Origin of the sequence: Pseudoalteromonas sp. NSLLW24 (genome assembly GCF_015864725.1) — a bacterium.
Taxonomy (GTDB): Bacteria; Pseudomonadota; Gammaproteobacteria; order Enterobacterales; family Alteromonadaceae; genus Pseudoalteromonas; species Pseudoalteromonas arctica.
On record NZ_JADYWQ010000007.1, the window covers coordinates 1 to 25463 of the forward strand.

Here is a 25463-nt window from a genome sequence, read left to right on the forward strand (position 1 = left end):
TTTCCCTTTGATTATTGTAACCACTTTAATCATGGCACATAGATGCCGTATAGGGAGGAGACCATTACATCAGGTTAAATAAGCTTTAGCTCATTAAGTATTGGTGCATCCATTTTTCGTTACTGAGTATGTTTTTATAAAGCGCGAGTTGGTTTTGTGCTCGCTCTAAATTATGCTCTGCATGAGCCACTTTAAAGTACACATCGTTATTTAAGTAATCAGTTAAAAAGCGCACACTTAACATGAGCGGCATTATTTTAGCGCCTAACAGCAGGCTTTCTTGTTCTTTTGTACTCATGCTACTTTTTAATGGCGTTACATAGCCTTTAACAATGGCTGAAAATATATCTTTTCGAATAACAACGTTGCGTAAGTTTGTTGAATCCTCGGCTTCGGGGGAGCAAAAAGTGCGTACCATGTCGCCAAAATCATAAAGCCTAAATCCTGCCATACAGGTGTCTAAATCAATCACTGCTTTTGCTTTGTGAGTTGTATTACAAAATAGCATATTATTTATTTTTGTATCGTTATGACACACTCTAAGCGGTATCTGCTTGGCAATGTTGCTAAGCTCGGTAATTAAATGCTGCTGCGATAAGCAATATTCTATTTCGTCAGCGCAGTGCTTTACTCTATTTACAGAGTTATTTGTGATTGCGATATTTAATTGCTCAAAGCGCATCGCTAAGTTGTGAAAATCAGGGATTACAATATGTAGTTGTTGTGCATCAAAATCTTGTAATGCATGGGCGAATACGCCAAAGGCGTAAGCCGCTTGCTCGCTCTGTTGCGCATTTTTAACAACGTCTTCGCTGTAACTGTCACTAATATAGCTAAGGACGCGATAATGCGCGCTATCAATTTCTATTAAGTGTTCGTTGTTTTGTATGGCTATATGCTTAACTGTTTCAAGGGGGTAGTTGCTTTGTAGTTGTTTGGTATTTAAATGCTGCTCAATTAGTTTTGCATTACTTACTAATTGAGCAGGGTATTTAAATACCTCAGTATTAAGTTTTTGCACAATAAACTGTTTATCAATACACGTAAGTAGCCATGTACTATTTATATGGCCGCTACCAATCACACTAACTTGAGTTAACTCAGGATTTAATGCTAATTGTTCGCTTAGCTTATTTTGTATTGAGATGTTCATTGTGCTCACTTGTACCTAGTTTATTATGCGTATCGGGCTACTATTTTCTCGATAATTTCAGCATTAGCTTCAGGAAAATCATAATTTTCTAATTCACTAATTGCTACCCATTCACTAGGTTGTCCTTCAGCGCCATGTGCTTCACCGCTAAAGTTACTCACTACGTGTACATCTAATTTAACGCACTTATCGCCGTAGTCATGTTCAATCACCATAAGTTGACTAGAGCTGTGAATTGTTAATCCAACTTCTTCAATAAGCTCGCGTTTAAGTGCAACAAAAACACTTTCACCTGCTTCTACTTTGCCACCAGGAAATTCCCATAAACCGCCTTGATGTTGTTCATCTGCGCGTTTACAAATGAATATAGCGTTATTTTTCTTAATAACACCAACAGCTACATGTACAATTTCTATAGTCATTACTTTAAAACTCCATAAAAAAAAGCGACGCTAGCGCCGCTTTTTAATAAGCTAATAACAATATTGGGCTATTTTAATTTACCGCAACATTGTTTGAATTTTTGACCTGATTTACAAGGACAAGGGTCATTACGACCTACTTTTGGTTCTGTACGAGCCATTACAGTAGCTGTTTCTGGTGCTGGCGCTTCGCCACCTACTTGCTCAGCTTCTTCATGTTGGTATTCGCGAGGAGCATTTTCACTTTTACGGTGTTGCTCTTCTACTTTTTCAACATCTTCTTCTGCGCGTACTTGTACTTTACTTAGGATGCTTACAACATCTACTTTCAAGTTTTCAAGCATTTCAGAAAACAGCTCAAACGACTCACGCTTATACTCTTGCTTAGGATTCTTTTGCGCGTAACCACGTAGATGAATACCTTGACGTAAGTGATCCATAGCAGCAAGGTGATCTTTCCAATGCTGATCAAGACTTTGTAGCATAATCGCTTTTTCGAATTGACGTAAAACAGAGTCGCCAACTTGCTCTTCTTTTTGCTTGTACGACTGCTCAACCGCCTGCTCAATACGCTCACGAAGTTTTTCTTCGTATAGTTTATTGTCATCTGCTAACCACTGAGTAATTGGTAATTCAATTAAGAAGTCTTGTTTTAAACGTTCTTCAAGGCCAGGAATATCCCACATTTCAGCAAGGCTTTGTGGTGCAATGTACTGATCAATTACACTAGCAAGAACATCACCACGAATTGCTGTGATAGTTTCTGAAATATCGCCTTCTTCAAGTAGCTCATTACGTTGAGAGTAAACAACGCGACGTTGATCGTTTGCTACATCATCGTACTCAAGCAATTGCTTACGAACATCAAAGTTACGTGCTTCTACTTTACGCTGTGCATTTTCAATCGCACGGTTTACCCATGGATGTTCAATTGCTTCACCGCGTTGCATACCTAGTTTACGCATCATGTTAGTCATGCGTTCACCAGCGAAGATACGCATTAATGCATCGTCCATCGATAGGTAGAAACGGCTAGAACCGGCGTCACCTTGACGACCAGAACGACCACGTAATTGGTTATCTATACGACGAGATTCGTGACGTTCAGTACCAATGATATGTAAACCGCCAGCATCAATTACCGCATCATGGCGAATTTTCCAAGCTGCTTTAATTTCAGCAATTTGCTCAGCAGTTGGGTTCTCAAGTTTTTCAACTTCACTGTTCCAGTTACCACCTAACACGATATCGGTACCACGACCGGCCATGTTGGTTGCAATTGTTACTGTACCTGGTAGGCCAGCATCTGAAACGATATCTGCTTCTTGCGCATGAAATTTGGCATTAAGTACGTTGTGCTTAATTTTTTCTTTGCGTAAAAACTGTGATAAATACTCAGAGCTTTCAATTGAAATAGTACCTACAAGTACCGGTTGTCCGCGGTCTTGACAGTCTTTAATGTCAATTAAAATTGCTTCGTATTTTTCTTCTTGCGTTAGGTAAACTAAGTCGGCGCGATCATCACGAACCATTGGCTTATTAGTTGGCATAACAACAGTATCTAGGCCGTAGATAGATTGAAACTCAAAAGCTTCAGTATCGGCAGTACCTGTCATACCTGCTAATGTTTCGTATAAACGGAAGTAGTTTTGGAACGTAATAGATGCAAGTGTTTGGTTTTCGTTCTGAATATTTACACCTTCTTTAGCTTCAACAGCTTGGTGTAAACCTTCTGACCAACGACGACCTTCCATTGAACGACCAGTATGCTCATCGATAATGATTACTTCGTTTTCTTTTACTACGTAATCAACATCTTTTTGGTATAGCTTGTGGGCACGAAGGGCCGCATAAACGTGACTTAGTAGCGTAATGCTTGCTGCTGAGTAAAGCGAATCGCCTTCTTCAATTAAGCCGCGTTCAGTAAGTAGCTCTTCTACTTTAATTTGACCACGTTCTGTTAAATGAACTTGCTTAGACTTTTCATCAATAGTGTAATCGCCGTCGCCTTCAACACCTTCTTCGTCTTCTTTTTCTTGAAGTTCAAGTAAAGGAACGATGGTATTTATTTCAGTGTATAGCTCAGAGCTGTCCTCAGCTGGGCCTGAAATAATAAGCGGAGTACGCGCTTCATCAATTAAGATTGAATCCACTTCATCGACTACGGCATAAAATAATGGACGCTGAACACGTTCATCAATGCTAAAAGCCATATTATCGCGAAGGTAGTCAAAACCAAATTCGTTATTTGTACCGTACGTAATGTCAGCAGTATAAGCTAGCTTCTTCTGCTGTGGCATCATACCCGGTACGTTACAGCCTACAGTAAGGCCTAAAAATTCAAATAACGCACGGTTGGTTTCAGCATCACGTTTAGCAAGGTAGTCATTCACAGTAATTACGTGAACACCTTTGCCTGTTAAGCCGTTTAAATAAGCTGGTAGGGTAGCTGTTAGTGTTTTACCTTCACCGGTACGCATTTCTGCAATGCGACCTTGATGTAAAACCATACCACCTAATAACTGCACGTCGAAATGACGCATGCCATTTACACGCTTTGACGCTTCACGTACCACAGCAAAAGCTTCAGGTAGGATATCGTCAAGGCCTTGTCCGTTATCGTAACGTTCTCTAAACTCAGCTGTTTTAGCTCTTAAATCTTCATCAGAAAGCGCTTCAAGTTGCGTTTCTAGCGCATTGATTAGCGCGACCGTCTTTCTTAAGTTTTTAATAGTGCGGTCATTGCGACTACCAAAAAGCTTGGTAAATAAATTAGATATCATGATAAAACCGTTACAATGTATTCTTTGTCAGCCGAGTATCGGCTAACCCATTTTTAACAATTGGTAATTAATATGTGCTTTTAAATAACACTTAGAACATATTAATTAGCAATATTGTATTAAACCGCTCAAAAAGCACTGTTTATTACGTGCGCTACTATACCAGACTCTGCCAAACAACAAACTATCTCAATAAAAAGATCTGTGTATAAAATCGAAAAATTTGATCTGGTTCGTAAAAATAACTTTGTATTACTCAATTACAGTAAAAATAGTAGCGAACTGTAAAGATATGGTGCTAAATAAATTAAAAACAAGGGTTATAGCTGCGCTTAAGTTTGACGCTTAAACACAGCTATTAAATGAGTGTTTTATAATTTAAATTGGTTAACCGTTTTGTTAAGTGCTGCAGCTAAATCACTTAAGTCACGAGCTTCGTCAGCGAGGGTGTGCGCATGGTCAGCTGTACTGTTCACTAAGTTATTAATTGCCGAAAGGCTCGTATTAATATCTTCAGCTACGACTGTTTGCTCCTCAGTTGATGTTGCTATTTGATGACTTTGGTCTTGTACTTTAGTGACCGACTGCGCAATATTGTGAAGTGAGCTAAGTACTTCTTTAGTTTGCAGTACTGAGCCCTCGGTTTGATCTTGTCCTTGTTGCATCATCACTGAGGCCTGTTGAGCTATTTGCTGCAAGCGCGAAATCATATTACGAATATCGTCAGTTGATTCTTGTGTGCGACTTGCTAGTGAGCGTACTTCATCAGCAACAACGGCAAAGCCTCGACCGTGTTCACCGGCACGAGCTGCCTCTATAGCCGCATTAAGTGCAAGTAAGTTGGTTTGATCGGCAATTGAATTAATTACATCGACTAACGCACCAATGTTATTACTTTCTTGTTCAAGGCCTGCTACCACTTTAGATGCTTCGCCAATATGCAACGCCAGCTCAGTCATTACTTTTTGCGCCTGTGTAGAACGGCTTGCACCTTCAGCTGTAATTGCCTGAACTTCTTCAGCTGCGTTATTTGTATGTTGTGCATTACGTGATATTTCAAGCACAGTAGTCGCCATTTCAGTTACCGCAGCGCTGACGCTATCAACTTGCTGCTTCTCTTGCTGAATTTCAGAATTAGTTTGCTCAGAAACATGTCTTAGCTGAGCTGCTGCATTACTTAGCTGTTCTGCTTGCGCTGCGGTTTCTAGCATCATGGCGCGTAATTTATCAATAAAAGTGTTCATATGATTGGCCAGCTGTCCCACTTCATCTTGGCTATTAATATCAATTTTTTGAGTAAGGTCGCCTTCGCCCGATGCTATATCACGCATAATGTGCGTAAGTGTTGTGATGGGTTTTGAAATCATATGAGTAGCCCATAAAATCATGGCTAATATAATAATTAAGATAATAACTACTGCAGTTGTTGTTGCGGTTACTGCGGCATTTACGGGCTCTTCAATCATGCTAGTAGGAATAAGTAGACCTACATACCAATCTATATAAGGCTGCTCTAGCTGCAGACGATGGTAAACCACATAAAACTGCTCACCTTTAAAAGTAACCATTTGGCTACCTTTAAGGTTATTTCGCATTTGTGTATTTAATTCTTTAAAGCCTGCTGTATCTGTAAACTGTTGCTCAAGCGCATCGAGTCCTTCTTTACCGTTTGCACCTTCATCTGTAATTGAAAGTTTGTGTCCAGTGGCTTTTGAAAAGTGAACTACTTTTTGATTTCCATCGAGTAAAAATCCATAACCTTGGCCGTTAAAGCGAATATTTTCGACCATGTCGTTAATTTTGTTTAGTTGTAAATCAACACCGCCCATACCAATGAGTTTACGCTGTGCGTTATAAACAGGTTGTTGTACTACTGCGGATGCTACGCCTGTGGTTAAATCAACAGAGATTGGACCTACGTAAAGTTTGTTAACTTGCATGGCTTCTTGCCACCAACCACGCTTGTAGGCGTAATAAGGCTGGCCGTTGTAGTGACTTGTACGTTCATTTTCTTTAAAGTATTCACCGGTGGTTGCTGAGGCAAAAAAGGCCGATAAAATGTTTTCGTCATTTGAGCTTAAACGGACAAAGTCTTGGTTTACTTCGTTGTAGCCAGGGGCGCTTTCAAGTGCTTGATCGCGAGTATCCCAATTTTCAAAAAAGTTGATTAAATGTGGGTTATTAACAAAGGTTGATACCATTTTTCCGTACATCGCAAAGTAACTTTGCATTGAAAGTTGCTCGGTCTGTAGATAACTTTGCGCTTCATTTTCTATGTTTTCTCTAGAGAGGTTGGCAATGTGTTTAACAAAAAATGTTGAGGCAATAATTAGTAAAACGGTAATTGTTCCACCAATCAATAATAATATTTTCTTCCGTAATGATAAATTATTTAGCATGAGTACGCATATTTTTATTATTTATGAAATTATATCTAATCATATCTTACTTAAAATCTCTATAAAGTTAGATAGAAAGAACTAATTATGCGTTTAAAATAAAGGCTTATACAAAAATGACAAATAAAAGTAATAAATTAGTAGTATTAGGTGCAGGTTGGTTAGGACATGCGTTATGCGTAAGTGCGCAAAAAGCTGATTGGCAAGTACAAGGAACGCATAGAACAGATATACACGAGTTTGACTTTGAGCGTCAGTTTACACTTGAAGATGGGCAATTAAGACATCAAGTTGATTTACAAAATGCTTATTGGGTATGTGCTATTCCACCACGTAGCAGGCACAGTGAAAGTAATTATCCTGAAACACTCACCGCAGCGCTTAAGCTTTCAAAGGAGTTAAACGCAAAGGGCTTTTTATTATGCTCGTCAACCGGGGTATACGATCAAGAGCCTGGTGTATATAGCGAAAGTTGCGATATTTCATGCACAAACGAGCGCCAAATAAAGCTCTATGAGGCAGAAGAGCAAGTACTTGAGCAAGACGGGAAAGTGCTGCGTTTAGCTGGATTACTAGGGCCTAATAGAGAACCTGGTCGTTTTGTGGCAGGCAAAGAGCTTAATACATCAAGTGAGCAAGTAGTAAATATGGTGCACCAACAAGATGTAATTAATGCTATCTTTGCGGTGATAGAGCACTGGCAAGTAGGGCAAAATATTTATAATGTTGTTAATCCTGCGCACCCGACAAAAGCTGAATACTACGCAGTGAAGTGTGCAGAACATGGTGGCGAGTTACCACGCTTTACCAGTGATGATAAAGCTGAGCGCAAAGTTATTGGCTCAGCTATTGAAGCGCTAGGCTTTACTTACCAATATGGTATTTAATATGCTGAAGGCAGGGGACTGCTCTCTATGAAGTCACATAGCTTACCTTCACTTAGTAATGTATTAGCAGCTTCGATATCGGGAGCAAAGTAGCGGTCTTTATCATAATAACTCACATGCTCGCGTAATAACGCTTTAGCGCTTTGCACTTTATTTGATGGTTCAAGCGGCTTTCTAAATTCTAGCCCTTGAACCGATGCTAACCATTCTATTGCCAAAACACCTTGGGTATTATTGGCCATTTCATCTAAGCGCCTTGCTGCAAAGGTTGCCATAGATACATGATCTTCTTGATTTGCAGATGTAGGCAAGCTATCGACCGAAGCCGGATGTGCTAATGATTTGTTTTCTGACGCAAGCGCAGCAGCGGTTACTTGAGCAATCATAAAACCTGAATTTACCCCGCCGTTTTCAACCAAAAATGGCGGTAACTTAGATAGGTTTGAGTCAATAAGTAATGCAATTCGTCTTTCTGCTAAAGCACCAATTTCGGCAATCGCAATAGCGAGGTTATCGGCAGCCATTGCAACGGGTTCTGCATGAAAATTCCCTCCAGAAATGATGTCGCCTACATCGGCAAAAACTAGCGGATTATCGGTTACACCGTTTGACTCGCATAGCAACACTTCTGCGGCTTGGCGTATCTGAGTTAGGCAAGCACCTAGCACTTGAGGTTGGCAGCGAAGGCAGTATGGATCTTGTACTTTTTCACAATTGACGTGGGAATCACTAATTTGAGAGTGCGTATCGAGTAGCTCTCTAAATACTTGAGCGGTGTCTATTTGTCCGCGCTGACCACGAATATCATGAATACGTGCATCAAATGGCGCGCGACTGCCCATTGCAGCTTCTATGCTTATCGAGCCGATAACGCAGCTTTGTGCATATAAGTTCTCGCTTCTAAATAGGCCTTGTAGTGCAAACGCAGTTGACGCTTGTGTGCCATTTAATAATGCTAAGCCTTCTTTAGCTGCAAGGGTAAGAGGTTCAAGCCCCGCTATTTTTAACCCTTGTGCTGCACTAATTATTTTTCCTTTATGTCGCATTTGACCTTCAGCTAATAAAGGTAGGCACATATGCGCAAGAGGGGCTAAATCCCCCGATGCCCCCACTGAGCCCTTTTTAGGCACGCACGGATATACTTCGCTACTAAGCAGCTGCATAAAAAATTGGATTACTTGCAGGCGAATACCCGAGTAGCCGCGCGAAAGCGAGTTTACTTTTAAGGTGATCATTAATCTTACTGTGCTGTCATCCATGTATTCGCCAATGCCCGCAGCGTGTGAAAGCACAATGGAGCGCTGTAATAATTCAAGTTCGTCGTCGGCTATTTTGGTATTAGCTAATAACCCAAAGCCGGTGTTAATCCCGTATACAGTGCGGTGCTCATTAATAACGTTTTGAACGGTTTGTGCGCTGGCAGCTATTTGTGATTCAGCATGCTGTACAAGGCTTAACTTTACTGGTGAATTATTAATTTTTTTTAGCGTGTTTAAATTAAGTGAGCCTGGAGTGAGAGTAAGTTTGAACATGATTATTCCTTGTCTAACATTGGTAGGTCTAAATTTTGTTCTTTAGCGCAGTTCTTTGCTATGTCGTATCCAGCATCAGCATGGCGCATTACACCCGTTGCAGGGTCGTTCCAAAGTACGCGAGCAATACACTCTTTAGCTTCATTTGTACCATCGGCAACAATAACCACACCAGAGTGCTGACTAAAGCCCATACCTACACCGCCGCCATGATGAAGGGACACCCAAGTAGCGCCACTTGCTGTATTAAGCAGTGCATTGAGTAATGGCCAATCCGATACCGCATCAGAGCCATCTTTCATACTTTCTGTTTCGCGGTTAGGGCTGGCAACTGAGCCAGAGTCGAGGTGATCGCGACCAATAACGATAGGGGCTTTAAGTTCGCCATTTTTAACCATTTCGTTAAAGGCCAATGCAAGGCGTGCTCTATCTTTTAAACCTACCCAACAAATACGTGCAGGTAGCCCTTGAAATTGAATACGTTCACGGGCCATATCAAGCCAGTTATGCAAATGTGCATCATCAGGAATAAGCTCTTTTACTTTTGCATCGGTTTTATAAATATCTTCTGGATCGCCTGATAGTGCTACCCATCTAAATGGTCCAATACCTTCACAAAATAAAGGGCGAATATAGGCGGGTACAAATCCAGGAAAATCAAACGCGTTGGTAACACCTTCATCAAACGCCATTTGACGAATATTATTTCCGTAATCAGTAGTGGCGGCACCCGCTTTTTGCAGCGCCAGCATGGCTCTAACTTGGACTGCCATTGATTGTTTAGCCGCTTTTACTACCGCTTTTGGATCTTGCTCACGCATTTTTGCTGCGTGCTCCATTGTCCAGTTTTGTGGTAAGTAACCATTTAATGGATCGTGAGCTGATGTTTGATCTGTGACTACATCAGGTGTAATACCTGTTTTAACCAGTGTACTAAATACATCGGCAGCGTTACCAAGTAAGCCAACTGATAGGGCTTCACCTTTTATGCACGCGTCGGTTATTAATTGCAGTGCGTGTTCAAGGTTCGTTGCTTTTACATCAACGTAGCCTGTTTTTATACGAAAATCGATACGGCTTTCATCACATTCAACAACTAGCGCACTAAACCCTGCCATTGTAGCGGCAAGTGGTTGCGCACCGCCCATACCTCCAAGGCCACCCGTTAATACCCACTTGCCTTTAGCACTACCTGAAAAATGTTGCTTTGCCATGGCTATAAAGGTCTCGTAAGTGCCTTGTACAATGCCTTGCGAGCCAATATAAATCCAAGAACCCGCTGTCATTTGTCCGTACATCATCAAGCCTTTTTTATCGAGCTCGTTAAAGTGCTCCCAATTTGCCCAGTGTGGAACAAGGTTTGAGTTGGCAATAAGTACACGAGGGGCATTACTGTGGGTTTTAAATACACCAACGGGTTTTCCTGATTGTACAAGCAGAGTTTCGTCGCTTTCGAGTCTATCGAGGGTTTCTATAATTTTGTCATAACTTGGCCAATCACGAGCTGCTCGGCCAATACCACCATATACAACAAGTGCATGAGGATGTTCTGCAACTTCAGGGTCTAAATTATTCATTAGCATGCGCTTAGCAGCTTCAGTTTGCCAGCTTTTAGCACTTATTTTATCGCCATGAGGTGCACGTATTACGCGACTTGTGTCGAGTCGGTTGTTCATGTTTTGCTCCTGTTGTATATACAAGGTGATTTGTTATAAAAAAAGCGCAGTAAGCGCTATTGTTTGTTATTTTTTAAATGTTAAGTGTCCACCTAAGCGATATTTACTGCCTGGTGATACAAGGCGCGCAAAGCTTACAATGCCGTTAATAGACCATGTGCGTCGAATAACTTGTAAGCATGGTTCTTCGTTATATAAATTTAACCATTGGCACATTTCGCTGTTTGGCATAATAGCCTCTACGGTATGCCTCGCTTGGGTAAGTGGTGCAACACTAGATAGATATTCATGAGGTGTAAGCGTGCTAAAGTCTTGTTGTAAGTAACCAGCCGCAAGTGCAGGGTTTACAAAACGCTCTTCTAGCTGCAAGGGGCTGTCGTTTTCGTTATGCACGAGTACACTTCGATATACAACACTGTCAATCTCAACACCAAGCGCAATGGCAATAGGTGCGACTGCATTTATTGATTCAAGTATGAGTACACTACAGGTGTAGTTGCCGTTACGCTCTTTTACTTCATCAGCAATGTTTTTTATTTCGAGTAACGATGACTGCGATTTAAATGTGGCTACAAATGTACCAAGCCCTTGGCTGCGGGTTAAAATACCTGCCTCGGTTAATTCGCTTAGTGCTCGGCGGGCTGTCATTCTGCTGACACTAAATTGACTACTTAGTTCGTTTTCAGAGGGAACACGTTGGTTTTCTTGCCACGTACCGCTGCGAATTTTATCAACAATGAATTGTTTTATTTGCGCAAATTTAGGTGTCGTCATTAAATTTATGGTTACATTAAAAATAAACTATATAAATAAGATGACACAATTACCTTGTATATACAAGGTGGGTTGTTAGACTATATTTTCATCACTCTGGGCGTAAAAAGGGCTGTAAAATGCAAAGCACAACAAAAAATTATGAGTTAGAAGAAATCGACTTACTTTTAACTGATGCCAATATTGCCACTATGGATAGCAATATAAATGCCCCTTATGGCGCAATCGAAAATGCTGCTATAGCTATTAAAAATGGTGAAATTGCGTGGATTGGAGAGCAATCAACGTTGCCCAGTTTTGATGTGTTTGCAACGCCGACATTGAGTATAAAAGGGCAGTGGTTAACGCCGGGCTTAATAGATTGTCATACACATTTAGTGTTTGCAGGTTCAAGATCGCAAGAGTTTGAGCAGCGCTTGCAGGGTGTAAGTTATGAGCAAATCGCAGCACAAGGCGGTGGCATAGCAAGTACGGTTAAAGCCACAAGAGCAGCCGACCGTGAGCAATTGTTTGTTGATGCAAAAGATCGCTTAAATACGTTATTAAAAGAAGGTGTAACCACCGTTGAAATAAAGTCGGGCTATGGGCTAGATACTGAAAACGAGATAAAAATATTAGAAGTAGCTCGTTTATTAGGTGAGCATCATCCTATTGATATTAAAACTACTTTTTTAGGGGCGCATGCTCTACCGCCTGAATACAAAGGCCGTGCTGATGAATATATTGATTTGGTATGTACTGACATGCTTGATCAGGTAGTGGCTAATAATCTTGCTGATGCAGTCGATGTATTTTGTGAAAATGTAGGCTTTAGTCATTCGCAAACCAAACGTGTTTTCCAGGCGGCTAAAAAGCATAACCTCCCAGTAAAATGCCATGCTGAGCAGTTATCTAATCAACAGGGTGCTAAGCTGGTGGCGCAGTTTAATGGCCTTTCGGCGGATCATATTGAGCATCTCGATGAAGAGGGTGTAAAAGCCATGGCAGACGCTGGGACGGTCGCGGTGTTATTGCCAGGTGCATTTTATTTTTTAAGAGAAACTAAATTCCCACCTATTGAATTACTTAATCAATATAAAGTACCGATAGCTATTGCGAGTGATTTTAACCCAGGTACTTCACCGCTGTGCTCAGTGCACTTGATGATGAACATGGCATGCACATTGTTTAGATTAACACCTGAGCAAGCATTAGCTGGTGTTACTCGAAATGCAGCTAAAGCACTAGGGTTAGACGAGCGTGGTATTTTAAAGGTTGGCGCAAGAGCTGATATTGCGCATTGGCAAATAAGTCATCCATCACAATTAAGTTACCAATTTGGCGTAAATAAACTGCTAAATTTATGGATTTTGGGTAGAATTAATTAGTTTGTATTATTTTTACCCACATATAACTTGGTTTAAACTTTTTTAGCGAATACGGATGCCGTTAATTTGAACATACTAACCGACAGTAATTTTCCAATATTTTTTAGTGGTGCACTATTGATGGCGATGATTGCCACTTTATTTGCCGTTAAAAATGCCAGTATTAAATTTAGCTATTTATGCACAGCAGGTGTTGGTTTGGCTATTTTGAGTACGGGCGCAGCTTGGCTTGCCATTTTACTTGCCTTTGGATTTTGTTTTCATTTATGGCAAGCCTTCGAGCGAAATAATTGGAGCATGATTATTACCAGCTCAATGGCTGGTCTTTTATTTGTTGTTCTATTTTCAGCTCATTTATTATTGGAAGTTCCGTTATTTTGGGTTGTGTTAGCGATATTATTATTAGCTATTGTTGGCTTTTTAAATGATGAAAGCGCTGAAATAGAAGTCGTGATAGAGCCAGAACCTACAGGTGATGCATTTATTGAAGAGTCTCCGCTTTCGGTTTTTGCAGATAGAAAACAGTTACGTCAAGGTTACTATGCATGGTGCGACAATAAGCAAGTAAGTGCAGCGTTAATCGTTATTCGTCTTGAAGGATTTGAGCAAGTTAACCAGCACATTGGACGTGACTTTGGCGATATACTGTTAGCACAATCGGCTAATCGAATAAAAGAACTGCTTTCAAGTGACGAAATAGTGACTTTAGTTGGGCAAGAAAAGCTAGCCCACTTAGGGGGCCTTAACTTTGCATTTATTTGTAGTTTTGCGAATCAAAAACATTTGCATGAGTTGGTTATTGAACAAATACTGGGTGCAACGCTTAAGCCATTTAATGTCGCTAACTGCACTGTAGAGGTAAAAGCGAGGGCGAGTTATGTTGATTGTAATGAGCAAGACAATAACTTTGATAATTTAATATCGTACGCATACCTAGCACTCGATAGCCACCCAAATCGCAAGGTTGTGCCTTATCATCAACAAATGATGATTGAACTGCGAGAGCAACAAGCGCGACTAAAAGAATTAGCAAATATTGATTTTTCGAGCGAATTAGAACTCTATTTTCAACCTATAATTTGCAACGAAAACGGTCAAATTGAGTTTTTAGAATTACTACTGCGTTGGCAGCATCCTAAGCAAGGAATTTTATCTGCTAATCGTTTTATTGACGACATAAGAATAGCAGGGCTTGGTTACCCGCTTGCTAAATTTGTAATGGAGAGAGCCGCTGAGCTTGCAATGGCGCTTAGAGTAGAAGGTATTTCTATACCGCTTAGCATTAACGTATTTGGCCCTGAAATGCTAAATGAAGAGTTTGTTGAATTTGTTGATGTTGTTATAAATGAGCATCACTTAGAGGCGGGAGACTTGATTGTTGAATGCCCTTTACATATTTTTGCTGGTTTAGATGACAAAGGTCGAGGCATGATCGCAAGGCTTAATAACATAGGCTTAAAAGTATGTGTGGATGGACTTGGTGATAACCCAGTACTACTTTCTAAGTTACCAAGTTTAGCGGTTGAGTATATTAAGGTTTCACCTTCACTTACCGCTGACTTTAGTAATCAAAACAATATACGCAGTTTAGTTGGTGGAATGGTTGATATGCATAGCCAACAAAAAACAAAAGTAATTTTTGAAGGAGTAGAAACACTTGAACAACTTAAGTTTGTAAAAAGCTTAAAAGGTTATGCTGCACAAGGTTATTACTTTGGTCATCCGCTAAGTAGTATCGGCTTAATGAGCTGGCTAAAAGAGTGGCGATCGGTTCAACAACGTTAAGTGTTTTCTTTGGCTTGTAGGTAGCTATTTACAAGTGCACTAATCACTTGCCCTACATGGGCAGCACCGGCATCTAACCCGTTAGGATGCTGGCTAGGCGCTGCTTCACATAAGTGTAAGTACTTAGAGTAGCGATGGCTTGCAGCTAAATGCACAAAGTGCTCAGTGTCACTCACGCTAAATCCGCAATATGTATACGCACTAACTGGCATATAAGTAATACTATCTAAATCAACTTCAACACCCAGTGGTAAATCATTAAAATTACTTAGTGCATTTTCAATTGCCTGCGTTAGTGTGATTTTTCGCTTAACTTGTATAGATTGATAGCTATCAAACTTAAAGTTAGCTTCACTCATTGCATCTATAATTGCTTGATTATTTTTTAATTCATGTAAGCCAATAACATGGTAATTACTTAAATGTTGCTCGTTATACGCGTAGCGAAAACCATTACCACTATGACGACCTTCACATTCTCTAAAATCGGCATGAGGGTCAAAATTGATAGCATTAACAGGCGTGTTTTTTGACTTACTTAGCGCGCGAATAATACCTAAGCAATTATTGTGACCTCCGCTAATTACGATTGGCTCAAGCCCTGCTTTAAAAATAAGGCTTAATACTGACTCTACGCGTTCATCAAGTTGTTGGCATAAATCTCGTAATTGAGTTAACTGCTGGGCTTGCTGATTATTAAGTTGGTTGCTTTGCGCCATTAAATCATCAGTATTTACTTCACCCAATAAAAGTACTTTTTGAGTGGCAATAAATTGATTATGAGGTTGGTTTAAAAAACGTTTTAAAAAAGCAGACCATGCTTCGTTTGCACCGCCATTTCCTAAATTTGCTTTTGGGCCAATATCTTCGCAAATACCAAGAAGTACGTAGCGAATGCCAAATTGAGCTGCGTCAATAAGTGCTTGTTGCAGGTTTACTTGAGTGTCTAGCAAGGCCATTGATTGCCATGCTTTTTTTTCATTTACGCGGCTAGAGCAAAGTGCTCTAACCGCGCTTTCATCATATACTTTTAAATGGGAGGTCACGTTATACTTCTACAACTTCCAATTCTAATTCTTCTGCAGATAAAACAATGCCAGTACTATCAGCATAAATAAAGTCATCATCAAAAAATGATACACCGGCAAAGTTAACGCCTATAGCATCCTCGCCAGCACCTTCACTGTCAGCTGCAACAGGAATGGAAGCAATTGCTTGAATGCCTAAATCAAGTTCTTCAAGCTCATCAACGTGGCGTACTGCGCCGTAAACAACAATACCATTCCAGTTGTTTTCAAGTGCAAGTTCGGCCAATTCAATATCAATAAGTGCACGGCGAGTTGAGCCACCACCGTCAATAAGAAGCACTAAGTCTGTACCGTCTTGAGAAAGTAATTCGCGGATCAGTTCATTATTTTCAAAACATTTAACCGTTTTAATGCGGCCACCAAAGCTGTGTCGACCACCAAAGTTGATGAACATTGGCTCTAGCACGTCAACCACATCAGCAAAGTGGTCACATAAATCAGAAGTGCTGTAATCCATTATTTTATCCTCAAAAGGTACATTAATTTATACCTCAGTATACCCTCCTTATAAGCAATAACAACGACTTAATCGCAGTAAATTTAGACAAAACAAGCGCTAAATCATTAATCGCAATAATAGTGTCTTAAAAGCGTCACTCAATTGTTATTTACAACACATAAGCTAAATCGGTGTTCATATATTATGCAATGAGGGGGAAGTGATGGATAACAATAATATGTTTAAAAGGGCAGCTCTGCTAGATGAGCAATTATTTTTAACTCTGTTTAATTGCAACTCACCGAAGTGGTTTAAAACAATGGCGTTTGGATTATCAAAAAGCGGTGATGGAGGGCTTTACATACTTGTGTGTTTAGCGGTGTGGTGGCTTAGTAATAATGAGCAGCAACAATTATTACCTGTAACGATATTAGTTGGTTTTGCTATAGAAAGGCCCATTTATTTATTGGCCAAAAATAGATTTGCCCGCATCCGTCCATGCGACTGCTTAGTAACAAATGCTTATATAGTACCAAGTGATAAATTTAGTTTGCCCTCGGGTCACAGCGCTGCAGCGTTCTTAGTTGCGATTATACTAAGTCACTTTTTCCCTGAATATATATGGCTACTACTTAGTTGGGCTGCTGGTGTGGCTATTTCTCGTGTTGTATTAGGCGTACATTTTCCTGCTGATATTATTATAGGTGCGATTATTGGCAGTGTTTGTGGCTTATTCGCATTAGCGCTTGTGGTACCTGTATGAAAATATTGTATGGAGTGCAGGGTACCGGTAATGGTCATATAACGCGGGCTAGGGTTATGGCAAGTTGCTTTAATAAACTTGGTATTGATGTTGATTATGTGTTTTCAGGGCGAGCAAATAAAGATTACTTTGATATGCACGAATTCTCAGATTATAAAGCGTATCGGGGCTTATCGTTTAGTACTGAAAATGGGCAAGTGAAAAATTTAAAAACACTTAAAAACATGCGAGTTTGTAAGCTGGTGAGTGATATAAAATCGCTTGATATAAAACAGTACGATTTTGTACTTAATGACTTTGAGCCAGTCACAGCATGGGCTGCAAAACGGGCCGATATACCCGTTATCGGTATTAGTCACCAAGCCGCATTTTTGTCAGAAAACGTACCTATATTTGGTCGTGGTGTACTTAGAAAATCACTCATCAAGCATTATGCACCAGCATCTACCTACTTAGGCGTACACTGGAAGCCATTTGCAAATAATATAATCCCGCCTTTTATTGCTCATCATAATCATGAGAACCCTGTCGCGGTACTAAATAAGGTATTGGTATATTTACCGTTTGAAAACTTAGATAGCATTGTTGATTACTTAAAAGACTTTCCCGAAAAAGAATTTTATTGTTATCACCCAAATGCCTGCAATCAGTCTTTTGGACATATACATTTGCGACCACCCTCACGTTCTGGCTTTTTAAATGACTTAGCAAACACGAGTGGCGTTATTGGTAATGCGGGGTTTGAGCTTGCCAGTGAAGCGCTTAAGTTAGGTAAGAAGTTACTATTAAAGCCTTTAGATGGGCAGTTTGAGCAAACCGCAAATGCACAAACTTTGTTTGCCATGGGCATGGCGCATGTTATGAACTATTTAAACCCGCAAGCCCTTGATGACTGGAATAGCGCCCCGCAAAATAAGCAAATAAATTACCCTAGCGATCCCGCGCCTTTAATTGATTGGTTGGTTAAACAACAGTGGAATAACACACAATCGTTACACAAAGGTTTGTGGGATAGTGTCGCTTTATAGCCATCATAATTAAGTAGCTTGGAATAACCAATAATAAAAAGTTAAATTAATGAGTCGCTTCTGAGCTATCAGCTATAATACAAATGCATATTTTAAAAAGGCGTTAGCGATGAATTTTTTACAAAACTTAACAATCAAACGACGTTTACAGTTAAACGCAGTCGTTGTTGGTTTAGCAATGGTGGTCCTTTTATGCGTAATAATTTATGAAGCGAGAACAACGTTAAGCTTAAATAAAACAATTCAGCTTGCTGAAGAGCTTAATATCCATGAATTAGAACTGCGTAAACATGAAAAAAACTTTCTTTTTTATAAACAAGAAGAAGCATTAGACTTATTTGAACAAGATTATAACCAGCTTAAAAGTAAGATTGCTAAGTTGAATGTAATTATGCAAGAGCAGGGTATCGAAACCCAAAAAATAAGTAATCTAGATAGTTTGGTAAGTACTTATAACAATGACTTTATGAGTGTTGTTGTGCTACAAAAACGCATTGGATTACACCCAAAAGATGGGCTGTATGGCGAACTAAGAAGTGCAGTACACGAGGTTGAAAGCTTGCTCAAAGAGCAAGGTAATTACAAACTCTTATCTTCTATATTACAGTTAAGACGGGCTGAAAAAGATTTTATGCTACGTTTTGATCTTAAGTATTTAACTCGATTTGATGAAGGGGTTGATACTTTAAAGCAGCAAATCGCTCAGGCTCAATTTGATACGGGGTATACAGCTCAATTAAATGGCTTTTTAAATTCCTACCAAACGCAATTTCAAGCATTGGTCCAGGCACAGGTTGAATTGGGCTTAGATTTAAATTCAGGTGCACTTGGAAAAATGCGTAAAAGTGTTGAACAAAGTGATGCAATCGTTGCGCAGATACTATTAAGCACTAAGCAACAGGTAGATAAAAGCGTTGAACAGGCACAATTTTTAGCCATTCTTATTTTTGTGATTGCTGGCATTATTGTTTTGATGTTGGTTTATTTCACGAGCCGCTCGATTATTGTGCCTATAGAGCGGGTTTATCACACCATTAACGATATTCGTCGTAATAATGATTTAAGCGTGATGATAGAGCAAACAGGTAAAGACGAAATTACCACCATGACGGTCGACTTTAATAGCTTAATAGGCGATTTTAAAAACTTAATTAACGAAGTTAATGGTGCTTTAAATACGCTTAATATAGCAACAGAGCATTTATCAGAAAGTACTGCAGCAACAAGCTCCGGTATGCAAGAGCAATTACATGAAGCCGACATGGTTGCAACTGCAGCCACCGAAATGCAGGCGACGATTCAGGATATTTCACATAATACTGAAGCGGCTGCTAAAAAAGCAGAGTCAACAAATTTAAGTGCTCAACAAGGGCGCAGTGAAGTTGACTCTACCGTTAAGCACATTAGGGCCCTATCTGATTCGTTAGGGAATGCATCAAATGTAGTGTCGCAACTTGAAAAAGATGGCGAAACAATTGGTTCAGTGCTTGATGTAATTCGGGGGATTGCAGATCAAACAAATTTACTCGCACTTAATGCGGCAATAGAAGCGGCCCGTGCTGGTGAGTATGGTCGTGGCTTTGCTGTTGTTGCAGATGAGGTTCGTTCATTAGCGAAGCGTACTCAAGAGTCTACGAGTGAGATTGAAGGTATTATAAGTACCTTACAGCAGCGTACTCAAGAAGTGGTAAGTATTATGCACAAATGTCGTTCTCAAGGCGATGAAAGTGCCTCGCAAGCAATTAAAGCAGGTGAGTTATTAGGCGCAATTACTGAAGATGTACAAACAATAATGGAAATGAGCTCTCAAATAGCGGTTGCTATTGACGAGCAAAGCCAAGTGGCATCAGAGGTTAATAAAAATGTAGTAAGAATTCGCGACATTGCGCAAGATGCAACTGAACATGCTGCTAAAAACGCCCAAACTAGCGAAGAAGTATCTGAGCAAGCTAGAGTGTTATTTAGCGCTATTGATAAGTTTAAAGTGTAACTAACTTGAACCCTGGATAGTAAATATCTTAACCAGGGTTTAGGTTAACTAATCTAAAAATACCCACCTAAAGTTACCAATAAGGTTTAAGGAATAAACTTTATTGGTACACTGTTTTTGTTTTGTTCGTGCTCGGCTACGCGTGCCGAATATTCATCGCTCAACGTTTGTTGCTGCGCTTGTAGTTTTTCAAAGTAACTCCAACTGAACAGTCCGCTATTGTGACCATCATCGAAATCTAAACGCAGTGCATAATGCCCAACAGGTACTATGTTTTTTATACCTACAGATTGTTTATTAAGTACTAGCTTCATTGGACCAGAGCCATGGCCTTGCACTTCAGCAGAGGGAGAGTGAACGCGTAAAAATTCACAGCTAAAGACTGCTTGGCTATCGTCGTCAAAATAAACATCTAAATTTTTACTCACGCTGTGGTAATGCACTTTTGTAACGTGTTTCATTTTATATATCCCATTAAAAAGCCCCCAATCTGGAGGCTTTTAGTATAACGTTTATATTCGTTTTATAGAATGAAGCGGCTTAAGTCTTCATCTTCAACAAGTGCGCCTAGATGTTTTTCAACGTAAGCGGCGTCAATGACAAGTGATGAACCTGCTTTTTCAGAAGCATCGTATGAAATTTCTTCCATCAATCTTTCCATCACAGTATGCAAGCGACGAGCACCGATGTTTTCGGTTTTTTCGTTAACTTGCCACGCTGCCTTAGCAATACGCTCAATAGCATCATCACTAAACTCAATCGTTACTTGCTCAGTTTTAAGGAGCTCTCGTTGTTGCTCAGTAAGCGATGCATGCGGCTCTGTCAGGATACGTTTAAAGTCATCTGCAGTTAGTGGTTCAAGTTCTACTCGAATCGGTAAGCGACCTTGTAGCTCAGGTATCATGTCTGATGGTTTAGACATTTGGAACGCACCTGAGGCAATAAACAACATATGGTCAGTTTTAACCATACCGTGTTTAGTGTTTACTGTTGAGCCTTCAATTAGCGGTAGTAAGTCGCGCTGAACACCTTCTCGGCTCACATCAGGGCCTGAAGAATCACCACGTTTACAAATTTTGTCTATTTCATCTATAAACACAATACCGTTTTGCTCTACTGCAAAAATAGCTTGTTCTTTTAGCTCTTCAGGGTTTACTAATTTAGCGGCTTCTTCTTCCGTTAATAGTTTGAAGGCCTCTTTAATTTTTAACTTACGTTTAGTGCGTTTATCGCCGCCCATGTTTTGAAACATGCTTTGTAACTGGTTGGTCATATCTTCCATACCAGGAGGCGCCATAATTTCTACGTTTGATTGAGCTTGCGCTAATTCAATCTCGATTTCTTTATCATCTAATTGACCTTCACGTAATTTTTTACGAAATGTTTGGCGAGTAGATGAAGTATCGTCGCGTTGGCTTTCGCCATATTGATCTTTAACCGGTGGTAAAAGTGCATCTAAAATACGCTCTTCTGCTGCTTCTTCGGCGCGATGTTTAAACTTTTTAGTTTGCTGTTCGCGAGTCATTTTAATTGAAACATCAACGAGGTCACGTATGATCGTATCTACTTCTTTACCAACATAACCAACTTCAGTAAATTTAGTCGCTTCTACTTTAATGAATGGTGCGTTAGCAAGTTTTGCTAAACGGCGGGCAATTTCTGTTTTACCTACACCTGTTGGGCCAATCATTAGTATATTTTTTGGTGTTACTTCACTGCGTAAATCTTCATTTAATTGCATACGGCGCCAGCGATTACGAAGCGCAATAGCGACTGCTTTTTTAGCTTTAGCCTGACCTATAATGTGCTGATCTAGCTCGTGAACAATTTCTCTTGGGGTCATATCAGACATAATAGTTCCTATTATAATTCTTCGATTGTTTGGAAGTTATTAGTAAATACGCAGATGTTGCCTGCAATAGTTAAGCTTTTCTCTACTATTTCACGAGCGCTTAAATCTGTATTTTCTAAAAGGGCGGTTGCAGCTGATTGCGCAAAGTTACCACCACTACCAATCGCAATTAAATCGTTTTCTGGCTGAACTACATCGCCATTACCGGTAATAATTAAAGAGGCTGTTTCGTCTGCTACAGCGAGCAGCGCTTCGAGTTTTCGAAGGGCACGGTCGCTTCGCCAATCTTTAGCCATTTCTACTGCGGCTTTAGTTAGGTTACCTTGGTGCATTTCTAATTTGCTTTCAAAACGTTCGAAAAGAGTGAAGGCATCAGCAGTACCGCCGGCAAAACCAGCGATTACTTTGCCATTATAAAGACGTCGAACTTTGCGGGCGTTACCCTTCATTACGGTGTTACCAAGTGAAACTTGGCCATCGCCGCCAATTACAACTTTGTCGCCGCGGCGAACACTTACGATAGTAGTCATGTTATTCCTCATCATCGAGCTGCAGAGGCAACTCGTAAAAAACGATTATGATGAGGTTATATGGGTGAATGGTTTATTTTCAAGTCCAGCCCCAAATTCCGCAGCCGACTATTTTTACACGTTTAAGTTTGTTTTTATCGCTTTCGGCTTGGCGTTTGGTTTTATAAGGGCCTAAACGTACTTTATACCAAGTACCATTGCTGCCTTCAGCCTGTTTTATCTCAGAAATGAGCCCTGCAAATGCGATTTTAGCTTTTAACGATTCAGCTTGTGCATGAGTTCTGAACGAACCGCATTGCATAACATAAGGACCTTTTTGCTCAAGTTCTTTTACTTCAACTTGAATCTCGTGGTTTCTAATTTCTTTAATAAATTCCGGTGTACGTGGAATAACAACTTCTACTTTTGCGGGTGCAGTTGGGTTAGCTTGTTTTTCGACAAGTTTTGGATCGGCATTACTTTTTATAAACCATAGTGTGTAGGCAAAACCACCTACAAGTAAGATGGCTATAACGGCTAAAAGAATAGGAAATGGTTTTTTAGCGGGTGCGTTTTTTTTACTGTTTCTGCCTGCAGGCTTTTTATTAATATAATCGTGCTGTGCCATGGTGTTATTTTGGCCTTAACCTAAATCATGTCTATAGGGTCTACGTCTAAGCTCCAGCGTACTTTTTGTGCAAGTTTACTGGTACTTAAATAATCAACCATTTGCGCAAGGTACTGATGTAATATGCGACGATCTTGCGCTTGAATATGCAATTGAAAACGATACATACCTGCGACTCTTTCAAGTGGGGCAGGGATCGGACCGAGCAATTGTATACCAGATACCCCATTCACAGGAACCAAATCCGTCAAAAAATCGACGACTAGTTTAATACTATGCCCTTGTGCACGCACAATGGCCATATTTGTAATGGGCGGTAAGTCAGCATCATCGCGCTCACGAAGAGCAAAGCGGGCAAAGTCTTGGTAACCATTATTAACTAAGTCTTGCAAAAGAGGGTGTTCTGGAAAGTGTGTTTGTAATAACACTTGGCCAGGCTCACCTGAACGTCCAGCACGCCCCGCTACTTGGGTGACTAATTGCGCTAAATGTTCTGTTGCTCTAAAGTCGCATGAGTATAAGCCGCTATCTACATCTAAAATTATAACAAGGCTTACATCTGCAAAGTGATGGCCTTTGGCAAGCATTTGTGTGCCCACTAAAATGCGTGCGCCGCCTAGGTTTATTTCATCAAGTGCTTTTTCAAGGCTACCTTTACGGCGAGTTGAATCGCGGTCTATACGAGTAACAGGTGTATCAGGGAATTCGGTCGATAAAAACTCTTCAATTTGCTCTGTGCCTTTACCGTTAGGAAATATTTGCGTACTTCCACAGTCAGGGCATTGGTGAGGGACAGGGTACTGGTCGCCACAGTGATGACAGATCATTTGCCCAATCGCTTTATGAAATGTAGCGCTGGTACTGCATCGTTTACACTCGCTCAACCAACCGCACTCATGGCAAATAAGGGTTGGAGAGAAACCTCGACGATTTAAAAATACCATAACCTGTTTACCGCGATTTAAGTGCTGACGCATAGTAGCAAGGCTTGCATGTGCAATACCTGCTTGGTCGGGCTGACCTTTCATATCGAGTAACTTAAACTGGTTGTCAGTCGCTGTTTGCGCACGCTCGGTTAAACTTAACAGCTGGTATTTGTTATTAATTGCTTTGTGAAGTGTTTCAAGCGCGGGTGTGGCGCTGCCTAATATAAGCGGAATTTTATGCTGAAAAGCTCTGTAAGCAGCTAAGTCGCGGGCATGATAGCGAAGCGTATCTTGTTGTTTAAATGATGAATCGTGTTCTTCATCAACAACAATCATACCGAGTTTTAAAAATGGCAGAAAAATACTCGAACGTGTGCCAATAACTATCGCACAACTGCCTTTTTCGCAAAAGCGCCATGTTTGTAAGCGTTCGTTGTCGGTAAGTGCAGAGTGCCAAAGCATAATGGGTGTATCAGGAAAGCGGCGGCGAAAACGGTTTACGGTTTGTGGTGTTAGGCCGATTTCGGGCACGAGTACGAGGGCTTGCTCGCCACGTTTGAGTACTTCTTCTAGGCACTGTAAATACACTTCGGTTTTACCGCTGCCCGTTACGCCTTCTAATAAAAAGCTGCTAAAGCCAGTACTTTGATTTATAGCTGTGCAAGCAACCGCTTGTTCTTTATTAAGTACTGGTTTACTACCGACGGTTGGAGCAACACTTTGCCATTGGTTATCGTGCTCAATAGTTTGTGTTATGAGTTCTTTATCTATTAAGCTATCTATTGTTTTTTTACTAAAGCCCAGTGCTTTTAACTCCGTTAATGATGACTTACCTGATTGCGATAACTGCTTTAATAGGTTGAGCTGTGTTTTAGCTTTTAATGACGGTACTTTTGCACCTTTTTCTGTCAGGGCAACCATATTAATACTGGTTTTATCAGGCGATTCACCTTGGCGAAGTGCACCAGGTAGCGCTATATGAATAGTTTCGCCTAATGGATAGCAATAATAGCGGGCAGTAAAGCTAAGGAGTTCTAAATGCTGGGCACTTAAAATAGGGGCGTCGTCTATTACCTCTATAATATTTTTAATTTTATTTAAAGGGACGTCGGTACTGCTTTTAATACCCAGAACAACCGCTACTTTTTTTTGATTACCAAAAGGTACCAAAACCCGCATGCCAGGTAGTAAAGGAGTTGATAAGCCACTGAGCTGTTCTTCTATTTTATAATCAAAGGTGCGTGGAAGCGGAACTTTAATAGCAACTTCAACAAAACTCATAACAACTCAACCCGTAAAATTAATGCTGTAATGTACTAAAAATAACGCTAAAAACCTACTAGCAATAGTGCTTGAGAAAGAGATTGTTCACTTTTTTGGCAAAAATATAAATAAATACTTGTGTGGGGGGAGGTTGTTGGATAAAATCCGCCACCAACAAATTTGTTTTAACGACGTATGG

20 protein-coding genes are annotated in these 25463 nt (G+C 40.3%); 6 read left to right on the top strand and 14 right to left on the bottom strand.

Annotation, left to right across the window (positions count from 1 at the left end; genetic code table 11):
* Nucleotides 1–85 precede the first annotated feature (85 nt).
* The 4 genes from I6E72_RS08915 to I6E72_RS08930 form a co-directional block, all read right to left on the bottom strand.
* Complete coding sequence (locus tag I6E72_RS08915; RefSeq protein ID WP_197111950.1) at nt 86–1153, bottom strand: phosphotransferase enzyme family protein; 1068 nt, start codon at nt 1151–1153, stop codon at nt 86–88.
* 23 nt (nt 1154–1176) lie between these two features.
* Nucleotides 1177–1575 carry an 8-oxo-dGTP diphosphatase MutT gene (gene mutT, locus I6E72_RS08920; RefSeq protein WP_007582062.1) on the bottom strand — a complete coding sequence of 133 codons (399 nt, stop codon included), beginning with the start codon at nt 1573–1575 and terminating at the stop codon, nt 1177–1179.
* 68 nt (nt 1576–1643) lie between these two features.
* Nucleotides 1644–4358 carry a preprotein translocase subunit SecA gene (gene secA / locus I6E72_RS08925; RefSeq protein ID WP_010553814.1) on the bottom strand — a complete coding sequence of 905 codons (2715 nt, stop codon included), beginning with the start codon at nt 4356–4358 and terminating at the stop codon, nt 1644–1646.
* A gap of 371 nt (nt 4359–4729) precedes the next feature.
* On the bottom strand, nt 4730–6757 hold the full coding sequence (locus I6E72_RS08930; protein WP_024589902.1) for a methyl-accepting chemotaxis protein: 2028 nt from the start codon (nt 6755–6757) through the stop codon (nt 4730–4732).
* A 116-nt stretch (nt 6758–6873) separates the two neighbouring features.
* On the opposite strand from I6E72_RS08930, the gene I6E72_RS08935 reads away from it, so the two are divergent.
* The gene (locus I6E72_RS08935; protein WP_008137681.1) at nt 6874–7644 is read left to right on the top strand and encodes an NADP-binding protein; all 771 of its coding nucleotides are present in this window, start codon (nt 6874–6876) and stop codon (nt 7642–7644) included.
* Here the strand turns inward: I6E72_RS08935 and hutH are convergent.
* From hutH to hutC, 3 genes are all read right to left on the bottom strand, one after another.
* Nucleotides 7641–9176, bottom strand: a complete 1536-nt coding sequence (gene hutH / locus I6E72_RS08940) for a histidine ammonia-lyase (RefSeq protein WP_197102475.1) — start codon at nt 9174–9176, stop codon at nt 7641–7643. The genes I6E72_RS08935 and hutH overlap by 4 nt on opposite strands.
* Before the next feature lie 2 nt (nt 9177–9178).
* Nucleotides 9179–10852 (bottom strand): urocanate hydratase, encoded by a 1674-nt coding sequence (hutU, locus tag I6E72_RS08945; RefSeq protein ID WP_010553810.1) that lies wholly within the window; start codon nt 10850–10852, stop codon nt 9179–9181.
* Between the two features lie 66 nt (nt 10853–10918).
* The gene (gene hutC, locus I6E72_RS08950) at nt 10919–11626 is read right to left on the bottom strand and encodes a histidine utilization repressor (protein ID WP_007582045.1); all 708 of its coding nucleotides are present in this window, start codon (nt 11624–11626) and stop codon (nt 10919–10921) included.
* Nucleotides 11627–11745: 119 nt separating this feature from the next.
* On the opposite strand from hutC, the gene hutI reads away from it, so the two are divergent.
* Together hutI and I6E72_RS08960 are read left to right on the top strand one after the other, a co-directional pair.
* Nucleotides 11746–12993: an imidazolonepropionase gene (gene hutI, locus I6E72_RS08955; protein WP_197111952.1), complete on the top strand. Its 1248-nt coding sequence runs from the start codon at nt 11746–11748 to the stop codon at nt 12991–12993.
* Between the two features lie 120 nt (nt 12994–13113).
* Nucleotides 13114–14778: a GGDEF domain-containing phosphodiesterase gene (locus I6E72_RS08960; protein ID WP_197112158.1), complete on the top strand. Its 1665-nt coding sequence runs from the start codon at nt 13114–13116 to the stop codon at nt 14776–14778.
* On the opposite strand, the gene I6E72_RS08965 is transcribed toward I6E72_RS08960, so the two are convergent.
* A complete protein-coding gene (locus I6E72_RS08965; RefSeq protein ID WP_197111954.1) occupies nt 14775–15824 on the bottom strand; it encodes a formimidoylglutamase in 1050 nt (349 codons plus the stop codon). The two genes, I6E72_RS08960 and I6E72_RS08965, sit on opposite strands and share 4 nt — an antisense overlap.
* Before the next feature lies 1 nt (nt 15825).
* Complete coding sequence (gene rraA / locus I6E72_RS08970) at nt 15826–16323, bottom strand: ribonuclease E activity regulator RraA (RefSeq protein WP_002959955.1); 498 nt, start codon at nt 16321–16323, stop codon at nt 15826–15828.
* A 205-nt stretch (nt 16324–16528) separates the two neighbouring features.
* Between rraA and I6E72_RS08975 the strand changes: the two genes are divergently transcribed.
* The 3 genes from I6E72_RS08975 (at nt 16529) to I6E72_RS08985 (ending at nt 20086) form a co-directional block, all read left to right on the top strand.
* Nucleotides 16529–17068: a phosphatase PAP2 family protein gene (locus I6E72_RS08975; protein ID WP_033026551.1), complete on the top strand. Its 540-nt coding sequence runs from the start codon at nt 16529–16531 to the stop codon at nt 17066–17068.
* Nucleotides 17065–18096, top strand: coding sequence for an MJ1255/VC2487 family glycosyltransferase (locus tag I6E72_RS08980; protein ID WP_033026549.1), 1032 nt, complete (start codon nt 17065–17067; stop codon nt 18094–18096). The genes I6E72_RS08975 and I6E72_RS08980 overlap by 4 nt, the downstream gene beginning before the upstream one ends.
* A gap of 109 nt (nt 18097–18205) precedes the next feature.
* Nucleotides 18206–20086, top strand: a complete 1881-nt coding sequence (locus tag I6E72_RS08985) for a methyl-accepting chemotaxis protein (protein WP_101217276.1) — start codon at nt 18206–18208, stop codon at nt 20084–20086.
* A gap of 86 nt (nt 20087–20172) precedes the next feature.
* On the opposite strand, the gene I6E72_RS08990 is transcribed toward I6E72_RS08985, so the two are convergent.
* The 5 genes from I6E72_RS08990 to priA all read right to left on the bottom strand — a co-directional run bounded on the left by I6E72_RS08990 (nt 20173) and on the right by priA (nt 25282).
* On the bottom strand, nt 20173–20547 hold the full coding sequence (locus I6E72_RS08990; RefSeq protein WP_010553804.1) for a gamma-butyrobetaine hydroxylase-like domain-containing protein: 375 nt from the start codon (nt 20545–20547) through the stop codon (nt 20173–20175).
* Nucleotides 20548–20609: 62 nt separating this feature from the next.
* Nucleotides 20610–21938 carry an HslU--HslV peptidase ATPase subunit gene (hslU, locus tag I6E72_RS08995; protein ID WP_007582032.1) on the bottom strand — a complete coding sequence of 443 codons (1329 nt, stop codon included), beginning with the start codon at nt 21936–21938 and terminating at the stop codon, nt 20610–20612.
* An 11-nt stretch (nt 21939–21949) separates the two neighbouring features.
* Entirely contained in the window at nt 21950–22468 is a 519-nt protein-coding gene (hslV, locus tag I6E72_RS09000) for an ATP-dependent protease subunit HslV (RefSeq protein ID WP_002958366.1), read from the bottom strand.
* 79 nt (nt 22469–22547) lie between these two features.
* Nucleotides 22548–23075, bottom strand: coding sequence for an SPOR domain-containing protein (locus I6E72_RS09005; protein WP_007582031.1), 528 nt, complete (start codon nt 23073–23075; stop codon nt 22548–22550).
* A 20-nt stretch (nt 23076–23095) separates the two neighbouring features.
* Nucleotides 23096–25282 carry a primosomal protein N' gene (priA, locus tag I6E72_RS09010; RefSeq protein WP_197111955.1) on the bottom strand — a complete coding sequence of 729 codons (2187 nt, stop codon included), beginning with the start codon at nt 25280–25282 and terminating at the stop codon, nt 23096–23098.
* Nucleotides 25283–25463: the final 181 nt, after the last annotated feature.